The sequence below is a fragment of the Pseudoroseomonas ludipueritiae genome (assembly GCF_014490445.1).
GTDB lineage: Bacteria > Pseudomonadota > Alphaproteobacteria > Acetobacterales > Acetobacteraceae > Pseudoroseomonas > Pseudoroseomonas ludipueritiae.
In genome coordinates this window covers 1-19,758 of record NZ_JACTUZ010000018.1, presented here as the reverse complement: position 1 = coordinate 19,758, position 19,758 = coordinate 1, and the positions used below count along the sequence as shown (strand labels likewise).

Below are 19,758 nucleotides of genomic sequence, written 5' to 3'. Positions count from 1 at the left end.
TGTTCTTGAACGATCAGGAGACGGCGACCGATCTCCTCTACTATGAGGCCATCGCAAAGACGGTCGTCACTCTGATCCGCAAGACGCCCGACGCGCCGGTGACGATCGGCGTCCACGGTGATTGGGGCGCAGGCAAGTCAAGCGTTCTCAAAATGCTGGAGGGCGCCTTCGCGGAGGACGATCGTGTCCTCTGCCTCTGGTTCAACGGTTGGACGTTCGAGGGCTTCGAGGACGCAAAAACGGTCGTCATCGAGACCATTGTCGACGAGCTTCGTCGCGCCCGTCCGACGTCGACGAAGGTGGCCGACGCCGCGAAGAAGGTCCTGAAGCGGGTGGACTGGCTGAAGCTTGCTCGCAAGGCTGGCGGCTTTGCGTTTACGGCGACGACCGGCATCCCGACCTTCGATCAGGTCAAGGGCCTCTATGATGTTGCCACCTCGTTCCTGGCCAAACCCCAGGACCATGTCTCGATCGAAGATCTGAAGGGGGTCGCCGAAAAGGCGGGCGAGTTCCTCAAGGAAGCGCCGGACGAGAGCGATAATCTTCCCGAGCACATTCATGCCTTCCGCGAGGAGTTCAAGGAGCTTCTCGACGCCGCCGACATCGACCAGCTCGTCGTCATCATCGACGATCTCGACCGGTGCTTGCCGAAGACGGCGATCGCGACGCTCGAAGCGATCCGCCTTTTCCTGTTTGTCGAACGCACCGCCTTTGTCATCGGCGCTGATGAACTGATGATCGAGTATGCAGTGCGCGAGCACTTCCCCGACCTGCCGCCCAGCTCCGGCCCGGTAAGCTACGCGCGCAATTACCTAGAAAAGTTGATCCAGGTTCCATTCCGAATTCCCGCGCTGGGTGTCGCCGAGACGCGCGTGTACGTGACCCTTCTGCTGGCGGAGAACGCGCTCGGCTCGAAGGACCCGCGGTTCCTCAATCTGCTCGCATCGGCGCGGGAAGATATGCGACGGCCGTGGAAGAGCCGTGGCCTCGATCGAAGGACCGTGGAACAGGCCATGGCAGGCAAGATGCCGCCCGACGTAGATCAGGCACTCGTGATCAGCGCCCACGTGACGAAGATCCTAAGCGAGGGCACGCGCGGCAATCCACGCCAGATAAAACGCTTCCTCAATTCCATGATGTTGCGACACGCCATTGCCGAGGAGCGCGGTTTCGGTGCCGACATTCAGCGCCCGGTGTTGGCCAAGATCATGCTCGCCGAGCGGTTCTATCCGGATTTCTACGAACAGATTGCACGCCTCGCGGCTAATCACCCTGATGGCCAACCCGAGGCGCTGCGGCGTTTCGAGGAGCACGTCCGGGCGCCCGCGCCGGAGGAGGACGACGACGAGAAGCCTGCCGCGAAGGGCGGGCGTAAGGCTGCGCGCTCGGCACCTGCACCTCTCCCGGCCGAAGCCATGGAATGGGAAAAGAACGAGTGGGCGAAGGGCTGGGCGGCAATCGACCCACCGCTAACGGGCGTAGACCTGCGTCCTTATGTGTTCGTAACGCGTGACAAGCGTAGCTCGTTGGGCGGGCTGGCCGCCGCAAGCCATCTTGAGGGCCTCGTCGAGAAGCTGATGGGGCCGACGATGATGGTCCGGGGCGCCGTCGGCGAGATCGCGAAACTCACAGGGCCAGAGCCCGAGGAGGTTTTCGAGGCAATCCGTGGCCGGATTCTTCAGGACGACAACTTCGCGGCCAAGCCGAAGGGGGCGGACGGCCTCGTCCGTCTGGTCGAGGCGCATCCGGCGCTGCAACGCCGGCTTTTGGAGTTCATCCGTGAGTTGCCGGTGGCCAAGGTCGGGAGCTGGGCGGCGTCGAGCTGGGGGGCGTGCTTCACGGACACGGGCATCGCGGCGGAATACCAGACGACGCTGCGATCATGGGCCGAGCAGACGGAAAACTCGATTCTGCAAAAGGCCGCGCAGGGCATCAGCAAACTGCAGCGGGGTTGATCGGATGGGCACGTCAAAAAGCTACGGCGGACCCTCAATCGGCCTCGTTCCATCCTTCGTGGACGACCCGACGCCGCCGACCCAGCCTCGACCTCCGGCAACAGCGCCGGTGAGTCCGAATGCACCGGGCGCGCCCGGCGGACCGTCATTCCCGCAACCGGGACAGCCGGCAGCGCCTGCTATTCCGGGCGTTCCGAGCACGCCGTCGCGTCCGGATACGAAGGGCACCGGTAGCCTTGGTGGCGCTCGCGGTAATTTCACGCGTTTCGCAAGGACCGGCAGCCGTAGTGCGCTCGGAAGTGCGCTGTCGGGCTATGTACGCGGCAGCACCGGCGGCGCCCGACGGGCCGCGCGACGCATGGGCTCATCCCGCGCCACAGCCAGCGGATTGTTGGGCGTTGTTCGTGACTTCCAACGTCTCGGACCAACCGAAACGCTTCGTCAACTCAACTTGGCCGGATTGGCAACGCAGCCGGCGGCAGATGTCTTCGTAGCGATTCTGGAATTTATCTGTCCACCAGGCGGCGCGGTCGACGACGCGATCGCGCGGCAGGCGATGCTGGAGACGATCGGCGATCTTGCCGAAGCGGGGCTGGGCAGCTTCGATACACTTACGCCGGAGCAGCTCCAGGACGTCTTCCTGGACTTTATCTCGCGTTCGATCGAAGGGCGGGTGATGGCAGACCTCGGCGGGCGGGGCATTACCTTCCCTGATGACATCGCTGCCGTGGAAAGCGCCCAGGCGCAGCTTCATGATTTTGTCGAGGGCGCAACGCGCGGTCAGCTCGCCGGAAGGCTCGAAAGCCTGGAGCGTCTGTCTGACCGCGATATCGAGAATGTCGTCAACCAGATTTACGAGACGGCTTTCGAGCTGGTTGCCGTCGCCGGGGAGGCCGCAGCATGAGGCATCATACGATCATTGCGCGGCTTGGTCCGGGAGACGGCACAAGCATTTCTCCGAGCCGTGTGGATACACAAGAGACGGAGATCAACTTCGTCGATGGCGAGTTCCGTTTGGGCTATGGGCTGGGCCAGGCGTTGGATCAACTCTGTGAGCTTGGCCTTCGCCCCTCCGAAACAGCGGTCGATCTGGCGCTTTTGGCCGCGGCGATCACTGCCGCCGATACGCGTATCTCGCGTGCCGCTGACGCACAGGACGCCTGGACCCGCGAGATCGACCTCCACTTGCCGGTATATGATGCCGCTCGCTGGCAAGGGCTGGCGCCATTGATCGCGACAACGCTTAACTTCCTGACCGGCGACCGCTGGGGCGTCTATTTTCGTTCTCGCGCCGCCGGCGCTCGCGATCTGGCGCCCAGACCGACGAAGCTGCGCACAGCTAACCCGACAACGGTCTGCCTGTTTTCGGGCGGGCTGGACAGTTTCATTGGTGCGATCGATCTGCTCGCGCGCGGTGAGGCGCCGATGTTGGTGAGCCACTATTGGGACGGCATCACCAGCACGCACCAAGCCTATTGCGCCGAGGTGATGAAGCGTCGCTTCGGCGGAACAACGCTTCATCACATTCGGGCAAGAGTGGGATTTCCGACCGACACGGTGGAGCATTCTGCGGTCGAGGACACGCTGAGGGGGCGTTCATTTCTGTTCTTCTCGCTGGCGGTCATGGCGGCCGACGCGATCGGCGGCGACATGGTCGTGCATGTGCCGGAGAATGGCCTGATCTCGCTCAACGTGCCCCTGGATCCGCTCCGCCTCGGAGCACTTAGCACTCGCACCACACATCCGTTCTACATGGCGCGTTTCGAGGATCTACTCAAAGGCCTCGGCCTGAGCGTCCGACTGGAAAATCCCTACGCCTTCATGACGAAGGGCCAAATGGCGAAAGAATGCGCCGACATCCCGTTCCTCCGGAAAGAAGCGAAGCACACGATGTCGTGCTCGTCGCCTGGAAGTCGCCGCTACGATCCGGACCCGAATGAGAGGACCCCCAAACATTGCGGACGTTGTGTGCCGTGTCTCATCCGGCGCGCTGCGATCCTCGAGGGTTGGGGCACCGACGATACGTCGTACCGCATTCCCGATCTTCGAGCGCAGGTCCTCGATACAAACAAGGCGGAGGGCGAGCATGTGCGCTCCTTCCAGCTTGCGCTATCGCGCCTCGCACGAAAGCCTGGGCGAGCCCGTTTCGATATTCATCGACCGGGGCCATTGATCGATCATCCTGGCAAGCTCTCCGATTATGAGGCCGTCTACGTCGCCGGCCTGCAGGAGGTCGGCAGACTATTGCACGGCGTCCAGGCCCGTCCGCTATGATAGAGACATCCAATCAATCGGCCGCGCGCTGGGTCGATTTCCACTGCCACGTCGATCTCTACAAAGACCATTCGGCTCTTATTGCCGAATGCGATCGAGAACGCGTGGCGACGCTTGCGGTCACGACCACGCCGAAGGCTTGGCCGCGAAACCGGGAGCTTGCGGCGAAGTCGGCGCATGTCCGGATCGCCTTGGGGCTACATCCGCAGCTCGTCGCCGAACGCGAGAATGAGTTGCCGATCTTCGAGCGCTACCTCTCGGATGCACGCTATGTAGGCGAGATTGGCCTGGACGCCGGCCCTCGCTTCTATCGGAGTTTTCCGGCACAGGAGCGGGTGTTCGAGCGCATCCTCCGCGCCTGCGCTGAACAGGGCGGGAAGATACTAACCGTCCATAGCGTCCGCGCAGTCGGTAAAGTGCTGAATCATATTGAAAGCTCCCTGCCGCAGGACCGGGGACGCGTTGTCATGCATTGGTTCACCGGCACGTCGGCCGAAGCCCGTCGGGCGGTCGCGCTCGGCTGCTATTTCTCGATCAACGGAGAGATGCTGCGCTCACCCAAGCACCGACAACTGGTTGGGAGTCTTCCGCTCGACCGTTTGCTGACTGAAACCGACGGGCCGTTTGTGGAGAGGGATGGGCAGCCACTCAGGCCACGCGATGTCGGCCACACGGTCGCCGAACTGGCGGAAGCTCGGAACGTTTCGGCGAAGGCCATGGAAGACGCGGTTCTCCAGAACCTAAGACATCTGGTGAGCGCGTGAACGTGCAAGGCAAACCAAACAAAGAAGGCGAACTCGTGCTGCATCTCTTAGTTGATACTTGCGTGTGGCTCGATATGGCCAAGGATTATCGCCACCAGCCGACGCTCGCCGCTTTGGAGCAGATGATCGAAGCCGGCGAGGTTGACCTGATCTTGCCGAAGCAATCAGTTGATGAGTTTGCTCGTAACAAAGACCGTATCATCCGGGAGAGCGGGAAGAGTCTCAGTAGCACCTTCAAACGGGTCAAGGAGGCCGTGCGGCAATTCGGCAAAGAAGAAGGCCGCGAGGAGGCCCTGGCCAGCTTGGATGATGTCGACCACCGCATCACCATACTTGGCGAGGCCGTTCACGAGAGCGTCCAGAGGATCGAGAAAATCTTTGGCCAGGCAGAAGTTATCGAGACGAGTGACGCGGTAAAGCTTCGAGCTGCAGAGCGTGCGGTTGAAAAACGTGCACCCTTTCACAAAGATAAGAATAGCATCGGCGATGCTATTCTTATCGAGGTTTATCGCGAAACTCTGTCTGGAGCTGACAAAAGCTCGAGATACGCGTTCGTAACGCATAACAAGCACGACTTTTCTGACATGGCGCACGACGAGCGTGAGCCGCATCCAGATCTTGCCGCCCTGTTTACAACGGGACAGTCCAGCTACTCCTTGGCCATCGGTGAAGTGCTGAACGCGTATGCGCCGGACTTCATGGAAGAGGTGAAATGGGAGTTCGAATACCGTGAGGAACCTCGCCTGCTGAGCGAGATCATGGAAGCCGAAAGCCTGCTGTTTCGTCAGGTGTGGTACAATCGTCATTGGAATCTTAGATCGGCGATTGAAAGCGGTAAGCACAAGGTCGTCAGCGAAGCGGAATGGAAAAAGCACCCCGAACGCCATCAGCGGACGACCGTCGATACCGTCTGGGAAAAGGCGTTGGCTGCTGCAAAGCGAACGGAGGACGAGGTCGGCTTGGAAAACCTTGGACCCTGGAGCGATTTTGAGTGGGGCATGCTGAACGGTAAGCTAAGCGCTTTGCGGTGGGTGATGGGCAGCGAATGGGATTTTCTCGATACGTGACGTCGAGACTCTGGGTGGACATGGCAATGGTGACGTGTGTCTGATAAGGTTACCGACGGTACTTTTCGGTGCTGCGTGATTTGAGTGCTTGGGCGATCGAAACTGAAAATTCGCGCGGCTGATCTCGATAGATGCCGAAATCACGCAAAAAATTTTTCGATCAAATTTACCTGAAAAATCAACGTCGTAGCTTTTTGACGGCCCGCGAGTCGGCTTTCCACTCGCCTCCCAAAGAAAAGCCTATATAGATCAATGCATTAACTTGGTTTTGAACAATTGAGTGGGAATAAGCGCTTGCCCGTCTCCCTCTACGACCTGACCGTCTCGGCCTTTCTGCGGGCCTTCGCCAATCTCTCGGCCATCCTGGAGAAGGGCGAAGCCTTCGCGGCGGCCGAGGGGCGGGCGCCGGAGAGCCTGACGGAGGCGCGGCTGATCGCCGACATGGCGCCGCTGACCGCGCAGATCCAGCGCGCCAGCGATACCGCCAAGGGCGCCGTGGTGCGGCTGGGCGGGCTGGACAATCCCAGCTTTCCCGACACGGAGAAGACCTTCGCCGAGATGCGGGCGCGCATCGAAAAGACGGTCGCCTTCCTGAAGGCGGTGGACCCCGCCGCGCTGGAGGGCAAGGAAGAGGCCGAGGTGGTGCTGAAGGCGGGCGGCGCCAGCCTGACCTTCACCGGCCGCGACTATGTGCTGAACTTCGTGCTGCCCAATTTCTATTTCCACGTCACCACCGCCTATGCCCTGCTGCGCCAGCAGGGCGTGCCGATCGGCAAGCGGGATTACCTCGGGCCGCTTTAGGCCGGGGCCAGCGCCGCGCGCAGGCGTGGCGTCATGAAGTCCAGGAAGGCCCGCACCCTGCGGGGCATCCGCTCCCGGCCCAGGTAGAGGGCATGCACCGCCTCGGTATCCGTGATGGCATCGTCCAGCACGGAGACCAGCCTGCCGGCTTCCAGATCGGCGCGCACATGGAATTCCCCCAGCCGCGCCAGCCCCAGGCCCAGCAGCGCCATGTGCCGCACCGTCTCGCCGTTATTGGCGCGGAGTGTGCCATGCACCTCCCGGTCCACCAGCTTGCCGCCGCTCTGGAGCGGCCAGACGGCGGCGGCACGGCGGAAGGTGAAGCCCAGGCAGTTGTGCTGCTCCAGATCGGCGGCGGAACGTGGCATGCCGTGCTCGGCCAGGTAGGCTGGGGCGGCGACGATGCGCCGCCGCGTCTCTCCCAGCGCCACGGCCAGCAGGCTGGAATCCGCCAGCTTTCCGATGCGGAAGGCCACATCCGCCTGGCTGGCGTAGAGGTCCACCACATCATCCGTCACGCTCAGGTCCAGACGGATGCCGGGGAAGGCGCGCGTGAACTCCGGCAATTGTTGCAGCAGGGCGTGGCGGGCGAAGGGCACGGAGGCATTCACCCGGATCAGGCCGGTGGGCGCGCGGGCACCGCCGGAAACCTCGGCCTCCAGCGCATCGAGGTCACCCAGGATGGCCTCGGCGCGGTCCCGGTACAGCTCGCCCTCGGTGGTCAGGCGCAGGCGGCGGGTGGAGCGCTCCACCAGCCGCACGCCGAGGCGGGCCTCGATGCGGCTGATCAGCTTGGCGGTGGAGGAGGGCGTCATGCCCGTGGCGCGGCCGGCGGCGCTGAAGCTGCCATCCTTGGCCACCTGCAGGAAGACCCGCATTTCCCAGGCACGCGCGTCGCTCATCGGCCCCTATCCTGTCACTGGATGACAAGGTGATAGGACTGCGGCCGGCATTCCGCCAGCCGGCTGCCATACGCATCTCCAGGCCCAGCAGTTCACTGGGAGCGAGTTTTCCGATGCATTCCGTCAGCGCCCATGGCGCGACCATTCCCGCCCTGGGTTTTGGCACCTTCCGCATGTCTGGGCCGGATGTGCTGCGCATGGTCCCGGCCGTGCTGCGCCAGGGCTACCGCCATATCGACACCGCGCAGATCTACGGCAACGAAGCCGAGGTGGGGGAGGGTATCGCCGCCTCCGGCATCGCGCGGGGCGAGGTCTTCCTGACCACCAAGGTCTGGGTGGAGAACTACCGGCGCGAGGCCTTCCTGCGCTCGGTGGATGAGAGCCTGCGCAAGCTGCGTACCGATTATGTGGACCTGCTGCTGCTTCACTGGCCGCATGAGGCCGTGCCGCTGGCCGAGCAGATCGGCACGCTGAACGAGGTCCGCGCCACCGGCAAGGCGCGCCATATCGGCGTCAGCAATTTCTCCACGGCCTTGATGGCGCAGGCGGTGGCGCTGAGCGACGCGCCCATTGTCACCAACCAGGTCGAGTATCACCCCTACCTCGACCAGTCCGCCGTGCTGGCGGCGGCGCGCGAGGCGGGGATCAGCCTCACCGCCTATTACGCCATGGCCGATGGCAAGGTCTTCGGCGATGCGGTGCTGCGGGAGATCGCGGCACGCCATGGCAGGAGCGTGGCGCAGGTGGTGCTGCGCTGGCTGGTGCAGCAGCAGGGGGTGATTGCCCTGTCCAAGACTGTCAGCGAGGAGCGTGCCGCCAGCAACGCCGCCATCTTCGACTTCGTTCTTTCGGCCGAGGAGATGGCCGCCATCGCCGCCCTGTCGCGTGCCGATGGCCGGCTGGTCAGCCCGGCCGGCCTGGCGCCGGCCTGGGACTGAGGAGGGAGCCAAGCCATGGACCTGCAATTGAACGGCAAGACGGCGCTGGTGACCGGCGCCACCGCCGGCATCGGCCTTGCCATCGCGCGGCGCTTGGCGGCGGAAGGCGCGGCGGTGGTCATCTGTGGCCGCGACCAGGGAAAGCTGGATGCCGCCGTGGCGGAGATCGGCCAGGGCGCGCGGGGCGTGGTGGCGGACCCGGCCTCGGCCGAAGGAGCGGCGGCGCTGCTGCGGGCGCTGCCGGCGGTGGATATCCTGGTCAACAACCTCGGCATCTATGAATCCAAGCCCTTCGCCGAGATCACGGACGAGGACTGGCGCCGCTTCTTCGAGACCAATGTGCTGAGCGGCGCGCGGCTGGCCCGGCAATACTTCCCCGGCATGCTGCAACGGGACTGGGGGCGGGTGATCTTCATCGCCAGCGATTCCGCCCTCGTGATCCCGCCGGACATGATTCATTACGGCATGACCAAGACGGCGCAGCTCGCCATCTCCCGCGGCCTGGCCGGACTGACCAGGGGCACCCGCGTGACGGTGAATTCCGTGCTGCCCGGCACCACGCGCTCCGCCGGCATCGAGGATTTCCTGCGCAGCGTGGCCAGCGATGCGGACGCGCCGATGGAGGATATCGAGACCGAGTTCTTTGCCCGGGAACGCCCGACCTCGCTGATCCAACGGATGATCGAGCCGGAGGAAGTGGCCAATCTGGTCGCCTATGTCGCCAGCCCGCTTTCCGCCGCCACCAATGGCGCGGCGCTGCGGGTGGATGGCGGCATCACCCCCACCATCGCCTGAGGCCCCACCCCATGCCGACGTCGCCGCCACCCCGCTGGATCTCCACGCCCACCGGCTTCCTGATGGTGCTGCGGGAAGGCGACGGCGTTTTCGCCCAGCTTGAGGCGCTGGCTGTGCGGGAGGCCGTGCCCTCCGCCAGCTTCATGGGCTTCGGCTTCCTGCGCCGCGCCACCTTCGGCTTCTATGACTTCGAGCGGCGGGAATACCGGCCGCGGACCTTCGAGCAACTGGAGCTGGCGAACATGACCGGCACCCTGGCCTGGAAGGAGGGCAAGCCCTCCGTCCATGCGCATGGCGTGGCGGGGGATGCGGGCTTCGCCACGGTGGGCGGGCATCTGCTGGGGCTGGAAGTCGGCACCGGCTCGCTGGAAGTCACCATCATCTGCCATGAGCGGCGGCTGGAGCGGGAGGTGGAGCCGCGCATCGGCGCCAAGATCCTCTCCCTCGGAACGGGCTGAGCGGCGGCTTGAAAATTCTTGGGTTCGTGAACATATAGTGAACCCAGGGAAGAGGTGCCGGTTTGGACCAGACGCTCGTCAAGAAGCTGCGCATCCTGGCGGATGCCGCGAAGTATGATGCTTCCTGCTCTTCCTCCAATGCACCGAAACGGGCGGCGGGCCTCGATGGCCTGGGTTCCACCACCGGCAGCGGCATCTGCCATGCCTATACGCCGGATGGCCGCTGCGTCTCCCTGCTGAAGATCCTGCTGACCAATTACTGCCTCTTCGACTGCGCCTATTGCATCAACCGGCGCTCCTCGAATGTGGAGCGCGCGCGCTTCACGGTAGAGGAAGTGGTCGCGCTGACGGTCAACTTCTACAAACGCAACTATATCGAGGGGCTCTTCCTCTCCTCCGGCGTCATCAAGTCTCCCGACTACACGATGGAGCAGATGATGCTGGTGGCGAAGACGCTGCGGCAGAAGCACGGTTTTGCGGGCTACATCCACCTCAAGGCCATTCCCGAAGCCAGCCCCTGGCTGGTGGAACAGGCCGGGCTCTGGGCCGACCGCCTCTCGGTGAACCTGGAACTGCCGTCCCAGCAGAGCCTGCAGCGCCTCGCGCCGGAAAAGGACGTGGACGGTATCCAATCCACCATGGGCCAGGTGAAGGAACGCATTGTCGAGGCCAAGGCCGAGCGCCGCCGTTTCTCGCCCGCCGGGCAAAGCACGCAGGTGATCGTCGGCGCCGACGACACGACCGACGAAGGCGTGCTGCGCGCCAGCGACACCATGTACCGGCGCTACGACCTCAGCCGCGTCTATTACTCCGCCTTCAGCCCCATCCCGGAGCCCTCGGTCATCCTGCCGCTGAAGCCGCCGCCCTTGCAGCGGGAGAACCGGCTTTATCAGGCGGATTGGCTGCTGCGGCACTACGGCTTCAGCGTGGACGAGATCGCCGAGGGCGGCGAGGGCGGCATGCTGGACCTGGAGATCGACCCCAAGCTGGCCTGGGCGCTGAAGAACCGCCACCGCTTCCCCGTGGACGTGAACACGGCGGAGCGCGAGATGCTGCTGCGCGTGCCCGGCTTCGGCAAGCGCGCGGTGGACAAGATGATCGCCGCCCGCCGCCACACCCGGCTGGGGCTGGAGGATCTGGCGCGGCTGACGCCGACGCTGAAGCGCGCGCGCCCCTTTATCATCGCCGATGACCACAGCCCGCATGGGCTGACCGACCGCGCCGACCTGCGCGCCCGGCTGGTGGCGCCCGCGAAGCAGCTTTCGCTCTTCTGATGGCGCGGCATATCGCGCTGCGCGAGGGCGCGGATCTCGACGGCTTCCGCCAGGCCGCGCGCGGGCTGGTGGCCGAAGGCGTGCCGCCGGAGGCCGTGACCTGGGGCACCGAGGCTGCGCCAGGCCTCTTCGCCGCCGATGCACCGGCCGATGCGCCGCCGCTCGCCCTGCCGCGCGCCGTGGCCGAGTTCATCCAGCCCGTGGTCTGCCACCGGGACCCGGAGCGCTATGGCCTGCTCTACAGCCTGATCTGGCGCAGCCTGCACGGAGAACGCGCCCTGGCCGAGGTGTCCAGCGACCCGCTGGTGCACCGGCTGGAGCGGATGCGGAAGGCCATCCGCCGCGACCTGCACAAGATGCACGCCTTTGTGCGCTTCCGGCAGGTGGGCGACCCCGCCGAGGAACGCTTCACCGCCTGGTTCGAGCCCGAGCACTTCATTCTGGAAGCCACGGCGGGCTTCTTTGTGGAACGCTTCCGCGCGCTGCGCTGGAGCATCGTCACGCCCGTCGGTTCCCTGCACTGGGACAGGGAGGCGCTGACGATCGGCCCACCCGGCACCCGCGCCGATGTGCCGGAAAGCGATGCCTTCGAGGAAGGCTGGCGCGGCTACTACGCCAGTGTCTTCAACCCCGCCCGCGTGAACCCCACCGCCATGCGGGCGGAGATGCCGAAGAAATACTGGCACAACATGCCGGAGGCCGCGCTGATCCCGGAGCTGATCCGCGAGGCGCCGGCCCGCACGCGGGAGATGATCAGCAAGCAGGCCGCCCTGCCGAAGCGGCGGGACCCGCTGCGCGCGGTGGAGAACATGGCGCGGCAGGCGCCGCCGACGCTGGCCGCGCTGAATGCGCTGATCACCGCCGCGGACCCGCTGGTGCCCGGCGCCACCCGAGCCGTGCTGGGGGAGGGGCCGGAGGGCGCCACGGTCGCCTTCGTGGGCGAGCAGCCGGGCGATCAGGAGGATCTGCAAGGCCGCTGCTTCGTCGGCCCCGCCGGGCAGTTGCTGGACCGTGCCATGCAGGAAGCGGGCATCGACCGCGCGCGGTCCTACCTGACCAATGCGGTGAAGCACTTCAAATTCGTCCAGCAGGGCAAGCGGCGTATCCACCAATCCCCCACCACTGGCGAGGTGAAGCATTACCGCTGGTGGCTGAAGCAGGAACTGGATTTCGTGAAGCCGAAGCTGGTGGTCGCGCTGGGCGGCAGCGCGGCCCTGGCCCTGACGGGCGAGGTGGTGCCCGTGATGCGCCATCGCGGCCGCGCGCGCTTCGAGGGTGGGCAGCCGGGCTATATCATGCCGCATCCCTCCTACCTGCTGCGCCTGCCGGACGAGGCTGCCAAGGCGCGGGCCTATGAGGATTTCGTGGCCGACCTGCGCGCCATCCGCGCCATGGCCGAGGAACTGGAAGCCAGCGCGACGGCGTGACCGCGCGCCGCTGCCACCATGCCACGCCCCGCCGCGTTATCCGCCGGCAAGCGAAGGAGCGGCGGAATGGCCTCGAAGCTGAAGGCGGGCGACCATGTCGCCTGGAATACCTCGCAGGGCGAGACCCGGGGCAAGGTCGAGAAGAAGCTGACCAGCCCTACCCGCATCAAGGGCCATGTCGCCAAGGCCTCTCCGGAGAACCCGGAATACCTGGTGAAGAGCGACAAGACCGGCGCCAGGGCCGCCCACAAGCCGGGCGAGCTGAAGAAGACCTGACGCCGCGCCTTCTCAGCCCATGGCGAAGGGGTGGGTGGAGGTCAGCCCGCCATCCACCGCATAGGCCTGGCCATTGATGAAGGAAGAGCGGTCGGAGGCCAGGAAGAGCGCCATCTCGGCGATCTCCTCCGGCATGCCGACGCGGCGCAGCGGCGTCAGGTGGCCGAGCTTGTCCTCCGTGCCATTCTCCCGCGCCTTGTCAAAGATGAACTTGGTCATGGCGGTCTGGGTGCGGCCGGGGCAGATGGCGTTCACGCGCACATTGGTGCCGGCGAGGTCATTGGCCGCCGTCTGCGCCAAGCTGATCACACCGGCCTTGGAGGCGGCATAGGCGCTGTGCCCCGCGCCGGCGCGGAGCCCCGCCACCGAGGCCGTCAGCACGATGGAGCCGCCGCCCTGGCGGATCATGTGCGGCGCCGCTTCCCGGATCGCCAGGAAGGGGCCGACGAGGTTCACCCGCAGGATCTCGTTCCAGTAATCCACGGTCTGCTCGACGATGGGCGGGCGGCCGCCGGAGATGCCGGCATTGGCGAAGACGATATCGACGCCGCCCCATTCCGCCACGCAGCGCTCCGTGAAGCCGCGCACCGCCGCCTCGTCCCCCGCATCGGCGCCCATGGCCAGGGCGGTGCCGCCCTCGGTCGCGATCAGCCGCGCCACCTCCTCCGCATCCTCCACGCTGCGGTCGGTGCAGAGCACCCGCGCGCCTTCGCGCGCGAAGAGCAGGGCCGAGGCGCGGCCGATGCCATTGCCCGCGCCCGTCACAATGGCGCGGCGGCCTTCCAGGGATCGCGACATCTTCCGTTCTTCCCCGCTCAGTCCAACGTCAGGCCGATGCTGCGGATCAACTGGCCCCAGCTATCGCGTTCCTGCTCGATCAGGGCGGCGAAGGCCTCCGGGGTATTGGTCTCCAGCTGTGCGCCGACAGCGCGCATCTGGTCCCCCAGCGAGGCTTCCTCCAGGGCGATGCGGCAGACTTCCAGAATGCGCGCGGTGACCGCATCCGGAATGCCGGCGGGCGCGAAGAGGCCGTGCCAGTAAGGCTGGGCGATGCCGGGGAAGCCAGCCTCGTCGAAGGTCGGCACATCCGGCAGGGCGCTGATCCGCTTCGGGCCGGTCACGGCCAGGGCGCGGATGCTGCCGGTCTTCACCAGTTCCACATAGGCGGGCAGGCCGTCGAAGCCGATATCCACATCGCCGCGCATCAGCCCCTGTTGCGCCTGAGTGCTGCCGCGATAGGGCACCTCCTGCAACTGGATGCCCAGCGCCTGCTGCATGCGCTCGCCAGAGAGGTGGGCCACGGCGCCGCGGTTGGTGATGGTATAGGTCAGCGGCTCCTGCTTCCGCCGTTTCGCTTCCTCCACCACATCGGCGACCGAGCGGAAAGGCAGCTTAGGGTTGCAGTAGAGCGCGAGCTGCCCCCGCATCAGCAGCGTGATCGGCTTGAACTGCTCCGGCGTGAAGGGCAGCTTCTTGAAGAGATGCGGCACCACAGCGAAGGTGGTGGAAGAGGTCAGCAGCAGCGTGTAGCCGTCCGGCCTGCTGCGGGAGGCGTATTCGGTGCCGATGATGGTGGTGGCGCCCGGCCGGTTCTCGATCACCACGGGCTGGCCCAGCAGGCGCTGCATGGTGGGGGCCATGGCCCGGGCCAGGATGTCCGGCTCACCGCCCGCCGAGAAGGCGACGACGATGGTGATCGGCCGGTCAGGATAGGATTGCGCCCAGGCCTTGGGCTGCGCCGCCAGTCCGAGGGCCGAGCCCAGCAGCAGCGCGCGACGCTTCATCCGCGGCCCGGCGATGCCGGGCGAGGGCCTTTCCTGCATTCTTCTCTCCCCTGCCAGGATCTCGTTCCCCTGGCTCAAGCCGTATGCGTCCGGCGCGGCCAATCCTAGGGACTGACCGGACGGTCCGTCAACGCTTGAACGACCGGACGGTCAGCTTCGGGGCCGTAGGCGCTCGGCCGCCACCGTGGCCAGGGCGGCACCCAGCATGAGAAGGGCGAAGGGCAGGGCAGTGCCGTTGGAGAACCAGCCCAGCAGCAGCCCGCTGGTTCCGGCGACGCCGAATTGCAGCGTGCCCTGCAGCGCCGAGGCCGATCCCGCATGCGCCGAATGCCGCGCCAGCGCGCCAACCGTGGCATTGGGCAGGATGATGGCCGTGCAGGCATTGGCCACCATCACCGGCAGCAGCACCGCCAGCATGGATTGCGTGCCGCTCAGCACCACCGCCACCAGCACCACTGTCGCCGCCAGCATTACCAGGGAAACGCCGCGCACCACCTTCATGGCGCCGAAGCGCAGCAGCAGGGGCGGGTTGAGCTGCGAAGACAGGATGAAGCCGGCCGCGACGACGCCGAAGAGGATGGCGAACTGCCCCGGCGTCAGCCCGAAGACTCCCACAAACACCGCCGGCGAGCCGCCGACATAGGTGAAGAGCAGGAACATGGTGGCGCAGCCCAGCGCGGCATGAGCCCGGAAGGAGCTTTCGCGCAGGATCTGCGCGTAGCGCATCAGTTGCGCCGAGAAGCCCAGGCGCAGGCGGCGCTCCTCCGGCAGGGTTTCCGGCAGCAGCCGCCAGACCAGCGCGGCGGAGAGCAGGGCATAGCCGACGCCGAACCAGAAGATGTCGCGCCAGCTCCCCACCTGCAGCAGCAACCCGCCCAGGCTGGGTGCCAGGATGGGGGCCGCGCCCATCACCAGGGTCAGGCGCGACATCAGCTTGGCGGCGGTGAAGCCTTCCGCGATATCGCGCACCACGGCCCGCGGCAGCACGGTGCTGGCCGAGCCGCCGAAGGCCGCGATGAAGCGGCAGACCGCCAGCGTGCCGATATCCGATGCCAGCGCGCAGCCGACCGAGCCCAGGGTGAAGACCGCCAGCCCCGCCAGCAGGGGGCGGCGCCGGCCATAGCGATCGGCCAGCGTGCCCTGCGCCATCTGCCCCACCGCCAGCCCGAGGAACCAAGCGGCCAGGGTGATCTCGGCCGAGCCCGGTGCCGCCCGGAACTCCGCCTCGATGGCGGTGAAGGAAGGCAGGTACATATCGGTGGAGAGCGGCCCGACGGCGGTGAGGAAGCCGAGCAGCAGCGGCAGCCAGCCCGGCAGGCCGCCGGGCAGGGGCGAGGTGGTCGGGGCGGATGAAGGCGGCATGACAGGAATCCGGAAGGCGGCGGGGCGCGGCGTGAGCGGGGGAAGCGCATGGAAGGGAAGGGCGTGGCCAGCCAGGACAGGGCGCTGGCGGAGGGAGGCGGCAGCCTAACGCAAAGCTTCGCCCGGCGCTGCGGGCAGTTGGCGCGGGGCGGTGGAGCGCCGCCTGCAGACGTGTCGGCGGGAAAGACTGCGATTTATGCAGATCAGCGAGGTTTAAGCCTACGAAATAGACATTCGTCCGGCGATTGCCTGAATTGGAGTCGGAAGGGTGCTTGTGTGTGGACATCTCGGGATCGAGACTATCCAAGACCAGCGAAAAACTCTGGTCTGTTATGCAATGAACGGAGAGCCGAGTGACTCGTTCTGTCCTGTCCGCACCCCTCCTCTCCGCCTCCGGCCTCGCGCTGCTGGGCGGCATGACCCTCGCGGCCTCGCTGGGCGTCACCGCCCCGGCACAGGCCCAGGCCAGCACCGATACGGTGGGCGCCATCCGCAACCGTGGCGAACTGGTCTGCGGCGTGGCGGGGCAGGTGCCCGGCTTCGCGGCACCCGATAGCCGCGGCGAGATGCGCGGCATCGATGCCGATACCTGCCGCGCCGTCGCGGCGGCGGTCTTCGGCGATGCCAGGAAGGTCCGCTTCGTCGCCACCACGCCGCAGAACCGCTTCACGGCGCTGCAGTCCGGCGAGATCGACATGCTGGTGCGCAACACCACCTGGACGCTCTCGCGCGAGGCTTCGCTGGGCCTCGAATTCGCCAGCATCAATATGTACGACGGCCAGGGCTTCCTGGTGAAGACGGCCTCCGGCGTGACGTCGGCCAAGGACCTTGGCGGTGCCAGCATCTGCGTGCAGCCTGGCACCACCACCGAGCTGAACATGGCGGATTACTTCCGCACCCAGAATATCCAGTTCACCCCGGTGGTGATCGAGACGGTGGAGGAAGTGCAGAAGGCCTTCATGGCCGGCCGCTGCGATGCCTATACGACCGATGCTTCGTCGCTCGCCTCCTTCCGCGCGACGCAGGGCGCGAACGCCGGCAACTACCTGCTGCTGCCCGAGATCATCTCCAAGGAGCCGCTGGGCGCCGTGGTGCGCAAGGGCGACTTCAAGTTCTTCGACATCGTCCGCTGGGTGCATTTCGCGCAACTGACGGCGGAGGAGATGGGCATCGCCAGCAAGAACGTGGACAGCTTCACCGACAGCAACAACCCGGATGTGCAGCGCTTCGTCGGCAAGTCCGGCGACCTGGGCAAGATGATGGGGCTGCAGGCGGACTGGGCGGTGCAGGTGGTGAAGCAGGTCGGCAATTACGGCGAGGTCTGGGACCGCAACATCACGCCGCTGGGCATCCAGCGCGGCATCAACAACCTCTGGACCAAGGGCGGGCTGCAATACGCGCCGCCGATGCGTTGAGGCGCTAGTCCCGCAGCGGGTGCGCGTCCAGCACGGGCTGGAAGCGTTCCCGCTTCAGCCGCTCGTAATGCCGGCGGTGGTAGCCATCCACCCAGAGCAGGCTGGAGAGCGTCATGGGGGCGAATTCGAAATGCTCGCCCGCCGCGATGGTGTGGCGGTCGTAGCCCATGGCCCGGAAGCTGTCGTGGGAGAAGGAATGCCCTTCCTCGCCGATGTAGCGGCCGAAGGAGACATTGCTCATCACCCGAGTCAGGTTCAGCTCCATGCAGGCCAGGCTCTTGGCGGCGTCCTGGGAGGAAGCCTCGGTTCCCACCACCAGGGGCTCGTAGAGGCGGAAGATGCGGGCATGGTCGCGGTCCCGGTAATCGCGGCCTTCCAGCAGGGCATAGAAGGGCTTCAGCCACTCCATCATCTGGATCCAGGCGTGGCGGCGCAGCGCGAAGCCCCAATGGTGCTCCAGCGGGATGTATTTCACCAAGGGGCCGGGATAGTTGCGGCGGTGGTCGCCATAGGCGCCGAAATAGGCCACGCGGGGGAAGGGTTCCGTCAGTTCCCGCAGCCGCTCCAGCGCCCAGACATACCAGGGGCCGGGTTCGAGGTCGTCCTCGAAGAAATAACCGAGATCCTGTTCCAGCCCCTCGAAGACCAGCCGCTCCCCGCGCAGGATATTGCGGGCCACGCCCAGGTTGTCAGGGCTGGCCATCACCCGCCCCTGCGGGAAGTGGCGGCGGAAGACCGCGATGCTCTCCGCGATATCCGCATCCTGCGCGAAGCGGCGGCCGGTGAGGGGGGAGACGGCACCATCCTGCAGCAGCCAGACGCGGCGGGGATCGATCTCCACGCCACGCTGCGCCGCCAGCCCGGCGCAGACCTTCTCCAGGTAATGCGGCCGGTTGAAGGAAAACAGGATGATGGGTGCGCGCACCCGGTAGGCTGGGTTCAAAGCGTCGGCATCCGGCGGAAGCCGGGTTCTTCCGGCGGCTCGGCGAAATCCTCAAGGATGGCTTCCACCCGCGCCAGCCCGGGGCCGGCGCGGCAGGCGGTCAGCAGCGCGCCGACGGCGGCGGGGTCGCCGGAGACCAGGGCCTCCACGCTGCCATCGCTGCGGTTGCGCACCCAGCCCTGCACGCCCAGCCGCGTCGCTTCCCGCACCATCCAGTCGCGGTAGCCGACCCCATGCACCCTTCCGCGGATGCGTACCAGCTTGGCATCCATGGCTCCTCCTTAGGCCCCGTCCGGGCCGGCGCCTTCAGGCGCGCGCCAGCCGCATCAAGCTTTCCGCCAGCAGCACATCCTTGGCAATGGCCCGGCGGCGCGCCACCGCCTCGGCATCCTCGCCCCAGAAATCCTGCTGCCAGCTTTCTTCGACAAGGGCGAGGCGCGTGGCCTCCGCCGCATCCAGGCGGCCATGGGCCAGGGCCAGCCCCAGCACCAGGCTGCCCAGCAGCGGCACCGCCAGCCCCAGGGCCGTCAGCTCCAGCGGCGGCTGGGCGGCCACGGCGCGCTTCAGCGCCGCCAGCGACCCAGGCGGCTGCTTCACATGCAGGATGCCGGTGGTGACCAGCAGCGGCGCATCCAGCCTCTGCGCCGCCCAGTCCAGCAGCGGTTGCCATTCGGCGGCCTGGATGGCGGCCAGGCGCGGGTCGTCGCCGCGGTAGCAGAGCAGGTCAGTCTCGCCATACTGGGCGATGGCCTCGATGCTGGGCGCGGGGTCCGGCGTCACACGGTCGATGGCGGTGGCGGCCAGGCGGGTCAGCGGCACCATGTCCATGGTCATCTCGCCTTCCTTGGCACCGCCGGCCTCCTGCCATTCCTGGGCGAGGGCCTGGGCCAGCGGCAGGTTGGGCAGATGGAGCGGACCGCCGCCGGGCAGGCGCATCGGCCGGCCATCGAGCAAGACGGTGAAGCCACCCTTTTCGTGCGGGGCGGCGGTGGCATTGTCCCAGAAGCGCTTCATGGGCCGCATATGGCGCGGAGGGCCAGCCCCCGCCAAGCCCTGGCAGGGCGGGAAAGCTCACAAGAACAGGCAACCGGCGACCGGGCAGCACCGTTACGCAGCCAGATGAAGGCGGCCCTGGCCAAGCTTCCAGCGGATGGAAGCGGTTATGCGGGCCGATGATCAAGGGAGAACCGAGATGAAGCTTCAGCTGATTGGCGCGGCGGCCCTGGCCCTGACCCTGGCTGCCTGCGGCACGAACGAGCGCGACCGCGTGCAGGGTGGCGCCGCCGCCGGTGCCGCGACCGGCGCGGGCGTGGGCGCCCTGGG

At 66.3% G+C, this 19,758-nt stretch carries 20 protein-coding genes; 13 read left to right on the top strand and 7 right to left on the bottom strand.

What is annotated here, in order from left to right; translation table 11 throughout:
* The first annotated feature begins 5 nt into the window (after nt 1-5).
* The 6 genes from qatA (at nt 6) to IBL25_RS07105 (ending at nt 6,861) form a co-directional block, all read left to right on the top strand.
* Nucleotides 6-1,955, top strand: coding sequence for a Qat anti-phage system ATPase QatA (gene qatA, locus IBL25_RS07130; RefSeq protein ID WP_456315860.1), 1,950 nt, complete (start codon nt 6-8; stop codon nt 1,953-1,955).
* Between the two features lie 4 nt (nt 1,956-1,959).
* The gene (gene qatB, locus IBL25_RS27510) at nt 1,960-2,859 is read left to right on the top strand and encodes a Qat anti-phage system associated protein QatB (protein ID WP_312406107.1); all 900 of its coding nucleotides are present in this window, start codon (nt 1,960-1,962) and stop codon (nt 2,857-2,859) included.
* Nucleotides 2,856-4,229 carry a Qat anti-phage system QueC-like protein QatC gene (qatC, locus tag IBL25_RS07120; protein ID WP_187777865.1) on the top strand — a complete coding sequence of 458 codons (1,374 nt, stop codon included), beginning with the start codon at nt 2,856-2,858 and terminating at the stop codon, nt 4,227-4,229. Before qatB ends, qatC begins: the two co-directional genes overlap by 4 nt.
* Complete coding sequence (qatD, locus tag IBL25_RS07115; RefSeq protein ID WP_104679217.1) at nt 4,226-4,993, top strand: Qat anti-phage system TatD family nuclease QatD; 768 nt, start codon at nt 4,226-4,228, stop codon at nt 4,991-4,993. Before qatC ends, qatD begins: the two co-directional genes overlap by 4 nt.
* Nucleotides 4,990-6,060 (top strand): PIN domain-containing protein, encoded by a 1,071-nt coding sequence (locus tag IBL25_RS07110; protein ID WP_312406116.1) that lies wholly within the window; start codon nt 4,990-4,992, stop codon nt 6,058-6,060. The genes qatD and IBL25_RS07110 overlap by 4 nt, the downstream gene beginning before the upstream one ends.
* Before the next feature lie 294 nt (nt 6,061-6,354).
* Nucleotides 6,355-6,861 (top strand): DUF1993 domain-containing protein, encoded by a 507-nt coding sequence (locus tag IBL25_RS07105; protein WP_187777864.1) that lies wholly within the window; start codon nt 6,355-6,357, stop codon nt 6,859-6,861.
* On the opposite strand, the gene IBL25_RS07100 is transcribed toward IBL25_RS07105, so the two are convergent.
* Nucleotides 6,858-7,763 (bottom strand): LysR family transcriptional regulator, encoded by a 906-nt coding sequence (locus IBL25_RS07100; protein WP_187777863.1) that lies wholly within the window; start codon nt 7,761-7,763, stop codon nt 6,858-6,860. The genes IBL25_RS07105 and IBL25_RS07100 overlap by 4 nt on opposite strands.
* A gap of 113 nt (nt 7,764-7,876) precedes the next feature.
* Here IBL25_RS07100 and IBL25_RS07095 point away from each other — a divergent pair, with 113 nt between their 5' ends.
* The 6 genes from IBL25_RS07095 to IBL25_RS07070 all read left to right on the top strand — a co-directional run bounded on the left by IBL25_RS07095 (nt 7,877) and on the right by IBL25_RS07070 (nt 12,931).
* Entirely contained in the window at nt 7,877-8,701 is an 825-nt protein-coding gene (locus IBL25_RS07095) for an aldo/keto reductase (protein WP_187777862.1), read from the top strand.
* A 15-nt stretch (nt 8,702-8,716) separates the two neighbouring features.
* Nucleotides 8,717-9,496 carry an SDR family NAD(P)-dependent oxidoreductase gene (locus IBL25_RS07090; protein ID WP_187777861.1) on the top strand — a complete coding sequence of 260 codons (780 nt, stop codon included), beginning with the start codon at nt 8,717-8,719 and terminating at the stop codon, nt 9,494-9,496.
* 11 nt (nt 9,497-9,507) lie between these two features.
* On the top strand, nt 9,508-9,954 hold the full coding sequence (locus tag IBL25_RS07085; protein ID WP_187777860.1) for a PPC domain-containing DNA-binding protein: 447 nt from the start codon (nt 9,508-9,510) through the stop codon (nt 9,952-9,954).
* Between the two features lie 62 nt (nt 9,955-10,016).
* Nucleotides 10,017-11,228, top strand: a complete 1,212-nt coding sequence (locus tag IBL25_RS07080) for a putative DNA modification/repair radical SAM protein (RefSeq protein WP_187777859.1) — start codon at nt 10,017-10,019, stop codon at nt 11,226-11,228.
* Nucleotides 11,228-12,655, top strand: a complete 1,428-nt coding sequence (locus IBL25_RS07075) for a UdgX family uracil-DNA binding protein (RefSeq protein ID WP_187777858.1) — start codon at nt 11,228-11,230, stop codon at nt 12,653-12,655. The genes IBL25_RS07080 and IBL25_RS07075 overlap by 1 nt, the downstream gene beginning before the upstream one ends.
* Before the next feature lie 66 nt (nt 12,656-12,721).
* Nucleotides 12,722-12,931 carry a hypervirulence associated TUDOR domain-containing protein gene (locus IBL25_RS07070; protein ID WP_187777857.1) on the top strand — a complete coding sequence of 70 codons (210 nt, stop codon included), beginning with the start codon at nt 12,722-12,724 and terminating at the stop codon, nt 12,929-12,931.
* 12 nt (nt 12,932-12,943) lie between these two features.
* Here the strand turns inward: IBL25_RS07070 and IBL25_RS07065 are convergent, their stop codons facing one another.
* From IBL25_RS07065 to IBL25_RS07055, 3 genes are all read right to left on the bottom strand, one after another.
* Nucleotides 12,944-13,729 (bottom strand): SDR family NAD(P)-dependent oxidoreductase, encoded by a 786-nt coding sequence (locus IBL25_RS07065; RefSeq protein WP_187777856.1) that lies wholly within the window; start codon nt 13,727-13,729, stop codon nt 12,944-12,946.
* A gap of 17 nt (nt 13,730-13,746) precedes the next feature.
* Complete coding sequence (locus tag IBL25_RS07060) at nt 13,747-14,754, bottom strand: Bug family tripartite tricarboxylate transporter substrate binding protein (protein WP_187777855.1); 1,008 nt, start codon at nt 14,752-14,754, stop codon at nt 13,747-13,749.
* A gap of 111 nt (nt 14,755-14,865) precedes the next feature.
* Entirely contained in the window at nt 14,866-16,077 is a 1,212-nt protein-coding gene (locus IBL25_RS07055) for a multidrug effflux MFS transporter (protein WP_187777854.1), read from the bottom strand.
* 416 nt (nt 16,078-16,493) lie between these two features.
* On the opposite strand from IBL25_RS07055, the gene IBL25_RS07050 reads away from it, so the two are divergent.
* Nucleotides 16,494-17,492, top strand: coding sequence for an amino acid ABC transporter substrate-binding protein (locus IBL25_RS07050; RefSeq protein ID WP_187777885.1), 999 nt, complete (start codon nt 16,494-16,496; stop codon nt 17,490-17,492).
* A 4-nt stretch (nt 17,493-17,496) separates the two neighbouring features.
* Here IBL25_RS07050 and IBL25_RS07045 read toward each other — a convergent pair whose 3' ends face one another.
* The 3 genes from IBL25_RS07045 to IBL25_RS07035 are packed head-to-tail and all read right to left on the bottom strand — an operon-like array spanning nt 17,497 to nt 19,449.
* The gene (locus IBL25_RS07045; RefSeq protein ID WP_187777853.1) at nt 17,497-18,435 is read right to left on the bottom strand and encodes a hypothetical protein; all 939 of its coding nucleotides are present in this window, start codon (nt 18,433-18,435) and stop codon (nt 17,497-17,499) included.
* Complete coding sequence (locus tag IBL25_RS07040) at nt 18,432-18,707, bottom strand: acylphosphatase (protein WP_187777852.1); 276 nt, start codon at nt 18,705-18,707, stop codon at nt 18,432-18,434. Before IBL25_RS07040 ends, IBL25_RS07045 begins: the two co-directional genes overlap by 4 nt.
* Nucleotides 18,708-18,741: 34 nt before the next feature.
* A complete protein-coding gene (locus IBL25_RS07035) occupies nt 18,742-19,449 on the bottom strand; it encodes an ATP12 family chaperone protein (protein WP_187777851.1) in 708 nt (235 codons plus the stop codon).
* Nucleotides 19,450-19,758 lie beyond the last annotated feature (309 nt).